We start from the raw sequence: 13,381 nt of genomic DNA on the forward strand, positions 1-13,381 counted from the left end.
ACAGGTTTCCTGCGGGACCATTTCTCAATGCGGTCCCATGCTTTTGAAGAGACGAAGCGGGTTTGTGAATCTTTTGCCATATCGCTACTTATGCTGCCTCGTTACTAAGATCTTTCAGGATATCGCCGAGGATATCGTCGCGGGATTTCTGAGGGGCCAGCCCCTCCATCAGCGCTGCACTGCGACCGGGGTCCTTTTCGGCCGAGGCCGAAATGTTCAACAGAGTCTCCTTTTGCTCGCGCATAAAGTCGGAAAGGGCGGCGCGGACATTTTCAAGAACTGCTGCAATCTGGTTTTCTTCGATATCCTTGGTGATCGAATTCGCCTCTGATGTGATCAGGCGCGTATAATCCGCCGCATAGGCCTCGAAACCATTGCGGCGTTGCCACCAGCGGCGCCACCATGTACTTTGCAAGTCCAGGGCAATCGTGCGTCCGATACCCAGTGGAGGTGGTACCCGCGGGACGATTGGTGCCTCGATGCTGAACTCTCCCAGATGGTTGCCCAGCAGGCTTTGATACAACGCTTCGATGTCAGCGGCTGCCGCTGAATACAACGCACCAACTTCTTTGCGCATCGACCGGGCAAAGCTAAAATAGGCCGCTTTTTGCAAGGTCCGCAGCCCGGCAGGATCGTACTGCCACGTTCCTTGCTCGCCATTTTGCTCAAGATGCGCGATCAGAGAATCGGTGGCACGTTTGACAAAGTTGGCTTCGGCCGAGTTTAGACGCTCAAGCACTTTCGCGCGCAAGGAAGCAGTAAGCTCAGCGGCCTTCTTTTCATATTCTGCGTTGACCTCGGCCACGGCGTCTTCGGGTGCTACCCCGTTCAGCTCTCGCACGATCCCTTCGCTGTCGGATAGTTTTTTGGCCACGGCGGTCGCCCGGATCTGACTGGCGATGTTACGCGCCCGGTGGCGTACACGGTCCAGAAGTCGAGTTCCTGCGCCTTCGGCAATGCGTTCATTCATCGCCAGCAATAGGTCGGGCAAACCGGACAACGCCCAAATCTTGTCCAGTGACGGGGCTTGATCGCCAAACCCGGCCGCCAGATAGAACGTGTTAAGGGCTTTCCGGGATTCCTCAGACAGAATATCGGGATTGCCAGTTATCGCGGCCTCGGCCCACAGAGCGCTGCCGAACACGACACTTGCCTTGGTGTCGATATTGTTCTGTTTCAGCGTGTCCAGAATCCGATCCCGAATCTCAGGAACCTGGGTGACCGGATCTGCAAGTTCGTCAATTCGGTTAACGAACAGGATAATCTGACGATTTTCGAACTGAGCGATGATCCGCATCAGCGCCATGTCCATTGTGGTCAGAGCCTGACTGGCTGCAAGAACCACAATGCAGACTTCGGACCCGCGCAGGCTGCGCAGGGTGATCTGTTCACGCACCATAAACGTATCGTTTACACCCGGTGTGTCGCACAGCTTGAGGGAAATTGGGTACTGGGGGATGTCCATGTACAGCTCAGCCGACTTTGTCACATCCGCAAAACGACCGGTCTTGGGGTTGATGTCCGGGTCGTCTTCATCACCCAGACACACATACCTTTGGATCAGTTCCTCATCGAAATAGTCGTATTGATGGCTTTGCCCCAGAATCAAGTCGAAATGCTTACCCAGTCGTTCCTCGGACTTAGCTTTCATTTCGCCGATCTGACGGCGGATATCGTCCATTTCATCGTCGGCGCCGGCCCGATTGGCCAGCTCTCCCAGCCGGCCGCCGCCAACCATCAGATTGTCCCATTCCTCTTGTTCGAAGAAAGTGAACCGGGATTTTGTATCACCCTGGGTTCTGGTGTTGATGTTCAGCGTGGTAACCACAGAGGTCCAGGGGTTCACATCCGAAGGCAGCAGGGCAGGGCGTGCGGACAGAATGTTCACAAGCGAAGATTTTCCCGCCTTGACCTGACCGACCAGCGTGACGCTGGCAGTGAAATTCTCCATGCGTGTCTTGAGCGTCGCAAGACGTGCCGAGGAGCGCGCGTCCGCCACCTCTGTCAGTTGGTCAATCTGTGTCGTCAATGCCGACATGGCCGAAGTCATTGGGGTCAGCGCTTCGTTTCCAACAGACAAAAGATGATCGTTACGCGCCATGGTTAGCCTCCGGTTCCTGTAGCGGCGATATGAGGTTCGATCTGCCCGTGAGGTGCGCTGGTCAGCGTATCGATCCGGGCGATCAGGTTCAGGGCGTTGCCCAAAATTGCGGCTTCGGCGCTTGGTGTGATCGATTCATATGCGCGGGCATCGGCCAGCACTTCGATCGAGCTGAAGCAGTCGCTATTTTCCAGGCACGCAACACTGCGCCCTGTTGGGAAACCCTGGGATTTGACCTCGGGCAGAGGCATTCGAGAATTGGCAAGCAAATAATGCCCGCCAGAATGCGTGCGCAGCGAGATGCCAAACCCGGTATTCGGGTGTTCGCGATTCAGGGTTTTGAGTTCACCAAGAAAACTTTCGCGTGCAAGACCAATCGCGTCTTGCTCGGCAGATGCAGAGTTCATCATGTTGGTCACGGTAAAGACCCTTGTACTGGAGTTGAGCGAACGAACTGGTAAGACGCCCGAAGGCAAAAGACTCATTAACTCCTTTCCACCCATCAACTACTGGCAAGGCGGTCTTATTTTGACGCGAATAAGATTTTTTGGCGTTTGAATTGTGGCGCAAGTATGGCTGCGGACTTGCCCGGGCCCACTACTAAACTAAAAAGCGTATAAAAATATGAGCATATTGGCTGAAGTTCACAGCCTGCCAAATTTGATAGCTGGTCTCCAAATGGGGTGTAACTATTTATTAAATTATAGTTTTACATACATGTGGTCAGCTCCATATTTGGCAAAATCTTGTCATGAGACAGAATCTATCGCCCAAACAAAGTGCGCTTTCGGGAAAGGCAACAACAACACGGCACAACGTGAGGGTGTTTAAATTTGGCAGGTTCATCAATGGTGAATTTTAACAGGACGCTAGGTTTCACATAGTCATATTTTGGGTCTGCCTGGTCTACGAGATTTCTGTTTTAGGCGGCGTCAGGCAAAGCTTGGTCAGCTGCAAGCCCATTGGCCTTTCCGGTCGATGTGCTCGTGCGGTCTTTCATATGTTTTCGGGTCGTGTGGTGCCTCTAAGCAGAGGTTGGGTTTGTTCTGAAACGGGCATCAATATTCTTCGTGTAAACTACAATTTCCCTCTCGCACTCGTTCAAAAGCTTTGCTATTGAGCGGCATTCCGGCAGCAGCTGCTGGTCGTGCGGGTGTGGCGAAATTGGTAGACGCACCAGATTTAGGTTCTGGCGCCGCAAGGCGTGGGGGTTCAAGTCCCTCCACCCGCACCATAGTTCTGTGTATTGCATTGATTATATTTTATAAATTAGACCCAATAGAGCAACTTTCCCGATTGCCCTGGGACCTTCGCACGAAAGAAGACGCGCTTCTGACAGCTTTTCGAGACATTTTGGGTTTGTCGGATCACCTTAATGGCGAGACTGCGATTCCAACAAAAACAGCTACTTAGAGTTTTGAATTTTTGAGACTCCAGAATCCGCGATTTTCTAACCGAACAATTAACAAGCAGTCCTTCATTCAACGCGCAGAGAACGACTGCAATGAGCCCAACCCAGTCATCGCGGTTTCTCGCTGCGCGGGCTCGCAGCGCGAAAATCGCTGCACGTGCGCAGAGACCAACGCTGTTTCGCAGAAGGAAAACCGGCCATTGATATACCGAGCAGCGAGATTTTGTCAGCCACTAGGGTGAAACTCTCGCTGGCTGTTACCGTCGACAGAGATGGCTCAGAATTGTACCAGTTCTGCGCTTAGGTACGGTCAAAACATTGTATTCCCTGTTATGGATCGGGAACGCAGGCCAATCCGTTCCCGATCAGGTGAGGCAGGTCGTGTAGCATGAAAGATGCTTCGCGCTGCCGGAAGCCGTTCTTCGACACTCACTTCGAGATGGGGGACTCTGAGACCCTGGGGTCGCAACCGAACAGCGGCAGCAGTTTCATGCTACGAGCCAAATCTGCCACATACTGTTTTAGTTGAATAGCGAAATTGCTTCATGCATTATATTTGAAAATCGAATAGATACCCCATGGATATTGAACTCGCACGAACATTTCTGGCGATTGTCGAAACGGGCAGTTTTCTGGAGGCTGCCAACAAGGTTTACGTCACGCAATCAACAGTGAGCATGCGTATTCGGTCGCTCGAACAACAACTTGGACGACCAGTATTCGAGCGCGGAAAATCAGGTGCTACACTTACTCCGGCCGGGCACCGCTTTCACAAGCATGCGCAGGCCCTTGTCAGATGCTGGACACAGGCCCGGATCGACGCCTCCCTGCCTGATGCTGTGGAAGCTGCTCTGGAAATCGGTGCCGTGCCCAGCTTGTGGGATGGGTTTCTGATCGACACGATGCCAGAGTTGATGCAAGCGTTTCCGAATGTGGCGGTTCACGGGTCTACGGTTTCAACTGAAACATTGCTAAGCCAAACGACTGCGGGCGCTCTGGATTTGGCCGTAATGTATGATCCACGGAACACAGTCGGGCTGACCGCAATGCAGTTGTTCGAGGATGACTTTGTACTCGTGAGCAGCGATTTCGATACATCGCGAAACCTATTTGAAGAAAACTATGTTCTAATCGACTGGGGGCCTGAATTCCGAGCCGATCACTTGCTGAACTTTCCGGGAATTCCGACGCCAATGTTGCAGCTTGGTATTGGCACTCTCGGCCTGAACTACTTGAAAGCCCAGCCTAGCGCCGGATATTTCCCGTGGCGGGTTGTTGCGCAGGAAGTCGAAACCGGTTGGTTGAGGGTGATTGAGGATGCTCCTCGGTTTGCTTATGCCGCCTATGCCGTTTTTGCAGACGATGATCCTGAAAGCCTCCCCTGCAAGGCCGCCCAGCTATTGAGTGCCTTTGCAAAAGAACAGTTTCCCGTCACGGCCTGAGATAGCGGACTACTCGCAGCTTACCATGTAGAAGGCGAATTTTCAGTTTTCGGAAGCCTCCAGGGCTTCGGTTGCTGCGGGTTGCATTTTGCCAGACTCGAACATTAGACCTGCAGTAATCCCGACCATCAAAACGCCGCCCATGATGGCCCAGTACCTCCAACCAAAAGACCTGTGCAAACGCATTTTTCTCTCCACGGTCGTCCATCGAGACCAGAACAGTATAAGGAGGGATAGAAATCTGCCAAATCGTGGGGACTGACCCTCAAAGAGGCAATATACTGAAAACAAACATCTATTCAGATCGTCGATAACATGGTTGAGAAAAAATCATAAGGTTTTGCACTCCGAAAACGAACATTGATCTCCTAAACTAACGAAGTGGAGGGAAAGGAGGAATCGATGGATAGGCGCTGGGTAAATCGCGTTACCGAACATATAAGGCGTTTCATTGCGTCACAACGGTTCGGGGTCGTGAAGCGCTCGGTAGCAAAACAGCAGGATTTGCAAATCTCACAAGATTGGGACGATGCCGCCGAGATATGGGACCCGTCCGAATTCGACCCGGAAAAAGAAAACCGGGAACGACGTTTGCGCCCAAGCGATTACGAATGGGACACAACCGGCGAACTTCCTTGGCGCGGGCACAATCACCGATTCAAAGGAGGCTGAGGGAAATCCAAGGCCTGAACATTGGATATTACAGTCACAGGTGACGCAATACTCGCGTCCCTTGATCCTGCATCGTTTACCGTTTGGGATCCGAGAGCGCCGAAGGTGAATTCCCACTCCGGATAGCACGACCGAAAACACTTGAGATTGTGGAAAAAATTACGTCGCTTTCGGCCTCTTAGGTCGAAAACAGCGCAGCGCCTTCTGTGTGTTTTGGCAAAATTCAGTACCAATCAAAATGGTGTACAGAATGCTGGAAGTTCATTCGATTCCCGGTGCATTTACCGCGCGGGAATGTGAGCAAATTGTTGCTGCATCACAAAAAGCCCCGGCGAACGAGGCTCTGCTTGTCGGGCAAAACAAGGATCACAATCTGCGCAGAGCGGATGTGACTTGGCTGGACGACGTCGACGGCTCTGATTGGGTGATGTCACGCCTGATCAATCTGGTTCGTCGCTCCAACACCAGCAAGTTTGACTTCGATCTTCGCGAATTCGCGGAAAGCCCGCAGATTGCATGCTACAAAGCATCAGATGGTGGTCATTTTGCGTGGCATTCCGATATTGGCGACGGGCCCGTTGCCCGAAAAAGAAAGCTGTCTATGGTCGTACAGCTCAGCAAACCCGGGATGTACGACGGCGGTGACTTGGAGATTATGCCGGGTGCTTATGCTGTAACGGCCAGCCGCCATCAGGGGAGCGCGACCATCTTTCCAAGCTTTTTGTTGCATCAAGTGACACCGGTTGAGAATGGTGATCGGTATTCGTTGACGGTCTGGGCACATGGCCCGGCGTTTCGGTGATGATGTCATCCGTAGACTGGCATTAACTCGTGCTCAAAATGAACTCATCAGATCAAAAGCGGCATCATTGCCGTCGCGAGGCTCAGAACAAGGAAGAACCCTGCCATGTCGGTGATAGTCGTCAGCAAAGGGCCGCTGGCGACCGCAGGGTCCTGGCCGATGCGCTTCAACAACAAAGGCAAAACACCACCGATTGACACAGCGATGATTGTATTGAGCCCAAGCGCCCCGCCGATCACCAAACCCAGAAACGGATTGCCTTTCCACATCCAGGCAACGACGCCGATCAGAAGCCCCAGAACGAACCCGTTGATCACCCCGACCGACACTTCTTTGAACCAGACACGCATTGCATCAATCGGTCGGGCAAGGCCGAGGGACAGTTCGCGCATGCTGACGGCGACGGCCTGATTGCCCGAGCAGCCGCTCATGTCTGACACCATCGGCAGGAACACTGCAAGCGCGATTACTGCGGCAAGGGTTTGTTCATAGGCGGCGATTACGCTGGCCGCGATCACATTGAGAACAATGTTGGCCGAGAGCCATTGAAGCCGTCGCCTCGCCCGAAGCGGCAGTGGCATCGACCGAAGCTCATCGCCGAAAACACCCTGGCGTTTCAGGCTGGACGATTCCGCGCGTTTCAGCAGAGCTTCATCGACGGCAGACCTGGAGACTACGCCCACCAAATGCCCATCCGCCTCAACGACCGGCAATCCAAGAAACGGGTTTTCATCGAACAGGTCTTCCAGTTTCTCCAGCGGCATGTTGGCTTGGACGGTAATTGGCGGCACCATGATATCGGTCAAACGCGCGCTTCGGCGAGTGGACACGAGGCTGCGTAATGAGACCACGCCAATTGGAGTGCCATTTGAGTTTAGTACGTAGGGATGCTGGCCCCGATACCGTTCGAGGTCATATTCTTCGTTGGCGAACCGCCTGAGCACTCTTCCCACTGTATCGGTCTCGGAAAACGTGAAGGCTTCTGCAACCATGAGGCCGCCCGCGACATCGTCCTCGTACTCGACCAAACGACGAACATCTGCGGCGTCTTCGGGGTCCATCCGAGTAAGGATCGCCTCCGCATCCGCGTCCTCAAGCTCTCCGATGACATCGGCCTGTACATCAGAATCCAGCTCTTCGATAACCTCTGCGGCCTGCTCCGACCCCATGCGCTCGACAAGATCGACCGCCAGCGCATTCGGCGCCTCTTCGACAAGTTCGGCAGCCAGCTCCGGTGGCAGCAACGACAGTGCGACGCTCCGCTGTTCTACCGGCAGATTGAGTAACTCACGCAATGCATCGCTCAACGGAAGCGGATCAAGCAGGTTGGCGAGCTCCGCCCCGTCACGCTCTGACAAAGCCTGCTGCAACTTCATTTCCAATTCCCTTGGGAAAGTATCTGTGTCGCTCATATTCTCTTCTTTGGTGTGGATTCTGGCCAATGCTGGACTTATAGCAGAATTTTTTTACCTATAGACAAATAAAAATTGCCAATATAGGTAAAAGTCATGCATGAAAATGACTGGATATCTATTACCGCCGTACGTCTGGCCGAACTTTACGATCAGGACTTTGGCGGCAAGCCAAATGGACGTTATCGAATTCCGGATAAGCTCTTGCGCCGGATTGCAGGGCGCAGGCGATTATACGAAACAGACATCCGCGCATTGTCGGTCTCGCTTTTCGAACTTGGGTACGTGTTAATCGATATGGACACATTTTATGTCGTGATGAGCGCTAATTCGTTTGTGAACTACAGGCGCGCCAACGATGACTGCGTAGAGTAGATGCTATGGTGAAGCGTGTTGCACACCCAGAAATCATAGGTTGGCGCGAACGTATCAGCCTGCCCGACTTCGGAATAGAGAATATCCCGGCCAAGATAGACACCGGCGCAAGAACCGCAGCACTCCATGCTGTGGACCAAACCGTGTTCGAGATTGACGGCGAACGATGGGTCGAGTTCATGATACCAGTCCAAAACCGCCGGTCGCCAAATCGCGTACGCACGCAGGTTGTCGACGAGCGCGAGATCAAGAATACCGGTGGTGTCCCTGAACGTCGACTGATCGTGAGAACGCAGCTTTTGCTTGGGCGACATCGCTGGCAGATCGACGTCTCTCTGGCCAACCGTGCGAAGATGGAATTTGACCTGATCCTAGGCCGCACCGCTATTCGCAGGCGGGGGATTCTTGTCGATCCGGGTCACTCCTATCTGCTGGGTTCCGGTAAAGCTCCAACAGGGATCAAAAAGAAATTAAGAAGCAGGGACCCGGAGGTACAACGCCCGTGAAATTTGTCATGCTGGCCCGGAACCCGGACCTTTACTCGCACCGCCGTCTGAAAGAAGCCGCCGAGCAGCGCGGCCACGAGCTTGATATCGTGAACACGTTGCGCTGCTACATGAACATCGCTTCACGCCGACCCGAGGTCTATTACGATGGTAAGAAGCTGGGGCGGTATGATGCGGTGATCCCCCGGATCGGAGCATCGGTCACATTCTACGGGTTGGCCGTGCTGCGGCAATTCGAAATCATGGGGGTCTTTCCGCTCAACGAGTCAGTGGCGATTGGCAGATCGCGCGACAAGCTGCGTTCTATGCAACTCATGGCGCGGGACGGCATTGGACTGCCTGTCACCACCTTCGCTCATGATCCGAAGCAAACCGGCGAAGTTCTCAAACTCGCGGGGGACGCTCCACTGGTGGTCAAGCTGCTGGAGGGTACGCAGGGCATCGGGGTGGTTCTTGCCGACTCAAACCGGTCGGCAAAATCCGTGGTCGAGGCATTTCGCGGCGCGAAGGTTAACATCATGGTGCAGGAATTCATCAAGGAAGCGGGCGGCGCGGATATTCGAGCGCTCGTGGTTGGTGGGCGCGTGATTGCAGCCATGCAGCGCAAAGGAGCCGAGGGCGAGTTTCGATCCAACCTGCACCGAGGTGGGAGCGCCCAGCCTATCAAGATCTCACCCGAGGAACGCTCTACCGCTGTGCGCGCAGCCAAGACGATGGGGCTGAATGTCTGCGGCGTAGATATGCTGCGCGCCAATCATGGGGCAGTTGTCATGGAGGTGAACTCCTCACCCGGACTAGAAGGGGTGGAAAAGGCAACTGGAATTGATGTTGCGGGCAAGATCATCGAGTTTCTGGAAAAGAACGCCGCCAAGGGAAACACCAAGACCAGAGGGCGCGGATAGCAGCCATGCGAGAGCCATTTGAAATCGGCGGTTTCAGCGTTCCGGCAGGCACGCGGGCTACGCTGGACCTGCCGGTGAGCGTGATGTCCGATCATACGCCGGTCAGCATGTCAGTGCATGTGGTTCACGGCCGCCGCCCAGGACCAGTCCTGTTTGTCAGCGCGGCAATTCATGGCGATGAGGTGATTGGCGTCGAAATCGCACGGCGATTGCTACGGGCACCTCAACTCGACAAGATCGCGGGCACGTTGCTGGTTGTGCCCATTGTGAACGCGTTCGGCTTCATGACCCAATCCCGGTACCTTCCGGACAGGCGCGACCTGAACCGGTCGTTTCCCGGCAGCGAGGGCGGATCATTGGCGGGCCGCCTCGCACATATCTTCATGACCGAAATTGTTGAGCGTTCCGATCTCGGTATCGATCTTCATTCTGCCGCGATCCACCGCACCAATCTGCCTCAAATTCGAGTGTCTCCGGCTTCTGATGCGACGATCAGATACGCCGATGCGTTCGGTGCACCGGTCGTCATGATTTCCAAGTTGCGCGAGGGGTCCCTGCGAAAGGCGGCACAAGAGCTCGGCGTCGATGTGTTGCTGTTCGAAGGTGGCGAAGGGCTTCGTTTTGACGAGCTTTCGGCGCGGGCGGGGCTCGCAGGTATTCTTCGGGTTATGAACGCCATGGGCATGGTTGCCAAGCGCGGGATCGCCGCTGTGCGTGAGGCGCCCGTTCACGCAAGAATGAGTTCCTGGGTACGCGCTCCGGCCGGTGGATTGCTAAGAACATTCAAGGCAGCGGGCGAATATGTGGAGGTCGGCGACTTGCTTGGCCGGATCTCGGACCCGTTTGGTGAAATCAGAATGGACGTTCTTGGAGAAGCGGACGGCATCATTGTGGGCCGCACCAATTTGCCATTTGTGCACGAGGGCGACGCCTTGTTTCATATCGCCAAAACGACGAGCGCAGATGTTGAGATGCGGGTCGACTTGATCGCCAATCAGCTCGACGGTGATCCAATGTTCGATGAGGACGAGATCATTTAGGTGACCTGAAATAGAGAGCGCGGGGCAGTTGCCCGCCCCGCGCCAGTCTACGAGACCGCTCGCAATCCGCGGCTCGCCATTACCTCCCATACAGCGAGCGCGATCAGCGCCGATCCCGTTAGCCATGCATTGGCCGTTGCCACAATGTGGCCAGTGAAGTTCAGCGCCGCAGGTGCGACGATTAAAGAAGCCCCCAGTGCTGATCCCGGAGCCACCCGTGCGAGAAGGTGGCTCCGGCCGTCAGCGCCGGACATAACCAGAACACCAATGCCAATGGCCATGAAGGCGAGAGCTTCAAGTTCAGCCATGCCCTGCAACAGTGTTTCCTCACGAAACAGGACAAACGGGGACAAAACCAACCAGATACCCATCGCGGCAAGCAGCCATTTGTGGGGCGGGACTGGCTTCCTCATAACTGTGACAATCTTTGCTTACTGATCCCCTGTGGGACCAGGGAGAAGTTCTGCGTCAACGGCGGCAGTCAATTCGTCGTCATTGATGAAACCGTCGGCATTTGCGTCGATCTCCAGGAAGAGATCATCCGAGACTTCAGGATACTTGGTCTGAAGCTCTGCCAGCGACGCCAGGCCATCACCGTCCATGTCAAGATCAGCGGGCATGGCGAATGCCGGAACAGCAAACAGTGAAGAGAGCAGAGCAACTATAGAAACTCGACTCATTTTGTTTTCTCCATGAGAAGATGGGCATTCCACCCATTGTTGGGTTAGTGTAGCGCTCCGGTGTCGGTGGCATCTCTACGGGTATAAGGTTGCAACGGTTCCTCAGGTCGAGATCTCCACTACAAACGAGAAATGTTGATTGGCGTTCCGATCTGGTAGGGGCACTTTCGCGCTACACAGGGTATATGGCACAATCACTTCATCCTGAATATCGAATTTTTTTCGTGGATAATATCGGGAAATCGAATAGAAAGTTTTGGGTACTAAGGTCTGTCCAAACTAGCCTCGATACGGTGGCCAAGCTCCACCTGCGATCCAAGAAGTGCGAGCGGGCTTCGACAATCTAGAAGCCGTCCTGAAAACGATTGGGCGGCACTCTCCTGAGAATCGCTTTGGGTTGCCTACTCTCGGAGACACGAACACACCAATGCGCGCGCCAAGTCCGGCAAATCAAAAGCCCCAACCATGCGGACACTCAAAGTAGCGTACCAAACAATGACTAAGTTCTTCGCCCTTCAAGTTCTGGAGCCAATCAGCGAAGAATCCGATTTGGAATAGTTAAGATGGCTTGGTCAAAATAACCGCTCTGACGAAATTACTGCGACGGAAATCTTCAGATGGCGCAATCATTCGGGTTCAATCTGGTGATATGTTGCGTGGGCGCTGTGGCGGGTTTGTCCGCACCTCGATAGTTGCACCCGACCGTAGCGAACGGGCAGGTCAAAAACCGGCGAGATCAACACCGGTGAACGGCTGGTTCGGTGAAATCTGCTGCGCCGCCGAATTTATCGCGCCGCAAGGGCGAGGGCCTTCTGCGCAAGCATTGGCTGCACTGGCAAAAGGCGGCTCCGTCCGCGTTGCGGTCTTTCCAATCAAGCCTGACGTGCGGCCGGTTCGTGCCACCAAACGACGTTGCCGACAGGGCTAGGTCGTGATAGCTGAGATCATGCCCTGATTGTTTTCCACTTAATCGCACCCAACGCGGATTTCTCCGTGCCTGCTGTTGTGCGGATTGAAAGGAAAACGAATGAAACGACCAAAGTTACCACCAATCCAAGGCAGACGTTTTGACGTCGAGATGCTCCAAGATACGGCATTTAGTCTGACCGAGCATGCTTCTAAGGGGCCGACGTGGCTTAGACATAGAGGACGAATTTCCTTCGTTGTTCTGACAGAGGAGCTGTTCGAACAAATTTGGCCTGACCAGCGGCGCGCTTGGAGCGTGGATGATATGCCAATTCGCCACGAGCAAATGTTGCTCGAAGCGCTTGAGGCTTCGCTTTCTCACGACAATGAAGAATAGAGCACAAAAAGCGTGAGGGCAGGGTGGTCGGGGGTTCTGTAAATCCTGGCCACCTGACGGAGTTCAGGAAAAACTAGACAATCACCCTTGCGACAGTTTGAAACCACGAGAAAACAACATCTCGCTTAACAGACATGCACAACAAGATATGTTATCTGTTATGAACAAAAAAATTTGCAGAGAACGATGACTAAGATCGGCGACAGCCTCATTAGAGGTTCAAAAGAAGCACTGGAAATTGCAAAGGGTAAACTCGACCCTGCTGGAGCATCTGTGCCAACACACAAAATACGGCGACTGGTCCGGCCATCATCGCACATCGAAGAGCATGCCATAAATTCGCAGGATGACTGCAACACGCGTTGAATAGGCGGATGAACCCAGTGGCGACGTCTCCGGAGGACGTAGATCGGGAATTTGAGGCCTGGCAGACTTGGTTGAATGTGCTTGCCAAATATCAAAAGAACATCAAGGTCGGGTAAACTGGTGAAAACCGCAAAAATCCTAAGGCGTTGAATTCAATGGGAGGCGCGTCTCAATAATTCAGTCTCATTATTTACGTCCTCCGACAGGGTTTCCGGTCCCGCAGTAAATATCGCAGAATGAAGATTATGTTAAAATAATGCGACATCCTTTGAATATCGTAGCTGCAATTCGATTTTAGGTGCTGGCTGCTGGACACAGTTGGTTCAGCCCGCGCTCATCATCGTCCAGCAAGTAGATTGTCGTATTGAG

At 53.8% G+C, this 13,381-nt stretch carries 13 protein-coding genes and 1 tRNA gene; 9 read left to right on the plus strand and 5 right to left on the minus strand.

Annotation, left to right across the window (positions count from 1 at the left end; translation table 11 throughout):
- Positions 1-88: 88 nt before the first annotated feature.
- Positions 89-2,101 carry a dynamin family protein gene (locus FN806_RS08995; RefSeq protein WP_142636261.1) on the minus strand — a complete coding sequence of 671 codons (2,013 nt, stop codon included), beginning with the start codon at positions 2,099-2,101 and terminating at the stop codon, positions 89-91.
- Positions 2,102-2,103: 2 nt separating this feature from the next.
- On the minus strand, positions 2,104-2,586 hold the full coding sequence (locus tag FN806_RS09000) for a hypothetical protein (RefSeq protein ID WP_246097206.1): 483 nt from the start codon (positions 2,584-2,586) through the stop codon (positions 2,104-2,106).
- Positions 2,587-3,250: 664 nt separating this feature from the next.
- On the opposite strand from FN806_RS09000, the gene FN806_RS09005 reads away from it, so the two are divergent.
- The 4 genes from FN806_RS09005 (at position 3,251) to FN806_RS09020 (ending at position 6,428) form a co-directional block, all read left to right on the plus strand.
- Positions 3,251-3,335, plus strand: a tRNA-Leu gene (locus FN806_RS09005).
- A gap of 755 nt (positions 3,336-4,090) precedes the next feature.
- The gene (locus FN806_RS09010; RefSeq protein ID WP_142636263.1) at positions 4,091-4,954 is read left to right on the plus strand and encodes a LysR family transcriptional regulator; all 864 of its coding nucleotides are present in this window, start codon (positions 4,091-4,093) and stop codon (positions 4,952-4,954) included.
- Positions 4,955-5,356: 402 nt separating this feature from the next.
- Positions 5,357-5,626: a hypothetical protein gene (locus FN806_RS09015; RefSeq protein WP_142636265.1), complete on the plus strand. Its 270-nt coding sequence runs from the start codon at positions 5,357-5,359 to the stop codon at positions 5,624-5,626.
- Between the two features lie 250 nt (positions 5,627-5,876).
- Positions 5,877-6,428, plus strand: a complete 552-nt coding sequence (locus FN806_RS09020) for a 2OG-Fe(II) oxygenase (protein WP_142636267.1) — start codon at positions 5,877-5,879, stop codon at positions 6,426-6,428.
- A 47-nt stretch (positions 6,429-6,475) separates the two neighbouring features.
- On the opposite strand, the gene mgtE is transcribed toward FN806_RS09020, so the two are convergent.
- Positions 6,476-7,840 carry a magnesium transporter gene (mgtE, locus tag FN806_RS09025; RefSeq protein WP_142636269.1) on the minus strand — a complete coding sequence of 455 codons (1,365 nt, stop codon included), beginning with the start codon at positions 7,838-7,840 and terminating at the stop codon, positions 6,476-6,478.
- 96 nt (positions 7,841-7,936) lie between these two features.
- On the opposite strand from mgtE, the gene FN806_RS09030 reads away from it, so the two are divergent.
- The 4 genes from FN806_RS09030 to FN806_RS09045 are packed head-to-tail and all read left to right on the plus strand — an operon-like array spanning position 7,937 to position 10,663.
- Positions 7,937-8,215 carry a hypothetical protein gene (locus tag FN806_RS09030; protein WP_142636271.1) on the plus strand — a complete coding sequence of 93 codons (279 nt, stop codon included), beginning with the start codon at positions 7,937-7,939 and terminating at the stop codon, positions 8,213-8,215.
- A 5-nt stretch (positions 8,216-8,220) separates the two neighbouring features.
- Positions 8,221-8,721 (plus strand): ATP-dependent zinc protease family protein, encoded by a 501-nt coding sequence (locus FN806_RS09035; protein WP_142636273.1) that lies wholly within the window; start codon positions 8,221-8,223, stop codon positions 8,719-8,721.
- Positions 8,718-9,623, plus strand: coding sequence for a 30S ribosomal protein S6--L-glutamate ligase (rimK, locus tag FN806_RS09040; RefSeq protein WP_142636275.1), 906 nt, complete (start codon positions 8,718-8,720; stop codon positions 9,621-9,623). The genes FN806_RS09035 and rimK overlap by 4 nt, the downstream gene beginning before the upstream one ends.
- A 5-nt stretch (positions 9,624-9,628) precedes the next feature.
- Positions 9,629-10,663: a succinylglutamate desuccinylase/aspartoacylase family protein gene (locus FN806_RS09045; protein ID WP_142636277.1), complete on the plus strand. Its 1,035-nt coding sequence runs from the start codon at positions 9,629-9,631 to the stop codon at positions 10,661-10,663.
- 47 nt (positions 10,664-10,710) lie between these two features.
- Here the strand turns inward: FN806_RS09045 and FN806_RS09050 are convergent, their stop codons facing one another.
- Positions 10,711-11,076: a hypothetical protein gene (locus tag FN806_RS09050; protein WP_142636279.1), complete on the minus strand. Its 366-nt coding sequence runs from the start codon at positions 11,074-11,076 to the stop codon at positions 10,711-10,713.
- Positions 11,077-11,094: 18 nt separating this feature from the next.
- Positions 11,095-11,343 carry an EF-hand domain-containing protein gene (locus tag FN806_RS09055; RefSeq protein ID WP_142636281.1) on the minus strand — a complete coding sequence of 83 codons (249 nt, stop codon included), beginning with the start codon at positions 11,341-11,343 and terminating at the stop codon, positions 11,095-11,097.
- A gap of 1,027 nt (positions 11,344-12,370) precedes the next feature.
- On the opposite strand from FN806_RS09055, the gene FN806_RS09060 reads away from it, so the two are divergent.
- On the plus strand, positions 12,371-12,646 hold the full coding sequence (locus FN806_RS09060) for a hypothetical protein (RefSeq protein ID WP_142636283.1): 276 nt from the start codon (positions 12,371-12,373) through the stop codon (positions 12,644-12,646).
- The last annotated feature ends 735 nt before the right edge of the window (positions 12,647-13,381 follow it).

The organism is Ruegeria faecimaris (genome assembly GCF_900182615.1).
GTDB classification, from domain to species: Bacteria; Pseudomonadota; Alphaproteobacteria; order Rhodobacterales; family Rhodobacteraceae; genus Ruegeria; species Ruegeria faecimaris.

Coding starts and splice junctions, on each gene's coding strand:
- FN806_RS08995 (WP_142636261.1), bottom strand. CDS start 2,101: ATGGCGCGTAACGATCATCTTTTGTCTGTTGGAAACGAAGCGCTGACC.
- FN806_RS09000 (WP_246097206.1), bottom strand. CDS start 2,586: ATGAGTCTTTTGCCTTCGGGCGTCTTACCAGTTCGTTCGCTCAACTCC.
- FN806_RS09010 (WP_142636263.1), top strand. CDS start 4,091: ATGGATATTGAACTCGCACGAACATTTCTGGCGATTGTCGAAACGGGC.
- FN806_RS09015 (WP_142636265.1), top strand. CDS start 5,357: ATGGATAGGCGCTGGGTAAATCGCGTTACCGAACATATAAGGCGTTTC.
- FN806_RS09020 (WP_142636267.1), top strand. CDS start 5,877: ATGCTGGAAGTTCATTCGATTCCCGGTGCATTTACCGCGCGGGAATGT.
- mgtE (WP_142636269.1), bottom strand. CDS start 7,840: ATGAGCGACACAGATACTTTCCCAAGGGAATTGGAAATGAAGTTGCAG.
- FN806_RS09030 (WP_142636271.1), top strand. CDS start 7,937: ATGCATGAAAATGACTGGATATCTATTACCGCCGTACGTCTGGCCGAA.
- FN806_RS09035 (WP_142636273.1), top strand. CDS start 8,221: ATGGTGAAGCGTGTTGCACACCCAGAAATCATAGGTTGGCGCGAACGT.
- FN806_RS09045 (WP_142636277.1), top strand. CDS start 9,629: ATGCGAGAGCCATTTGAAATCGGCGGTTTCAGCGTTCCGGCAGGCACG.
- FN806_RS09050 (WP_142636279.1), bottom strand. CDS start 11,076: ATGAGGAAGCCAGTCCCGCCCCACAAATGGCTGCTTGCCGCGATGGGT.
- FN806_RS09055 (WP_142636281.1), bottom strand. CDS start 11,343: ATGAGTCGAGTTTCTATAGTTGCTCTGCTCTCTTCACTGTTTGCTGTT.
- FN806_RS09060 (WP_142636283.1), top strand. CDS start 12,371: ATGAAACGACCAAAGTTACCACCAATCCAAGGCAGACGTTTTGACGTC.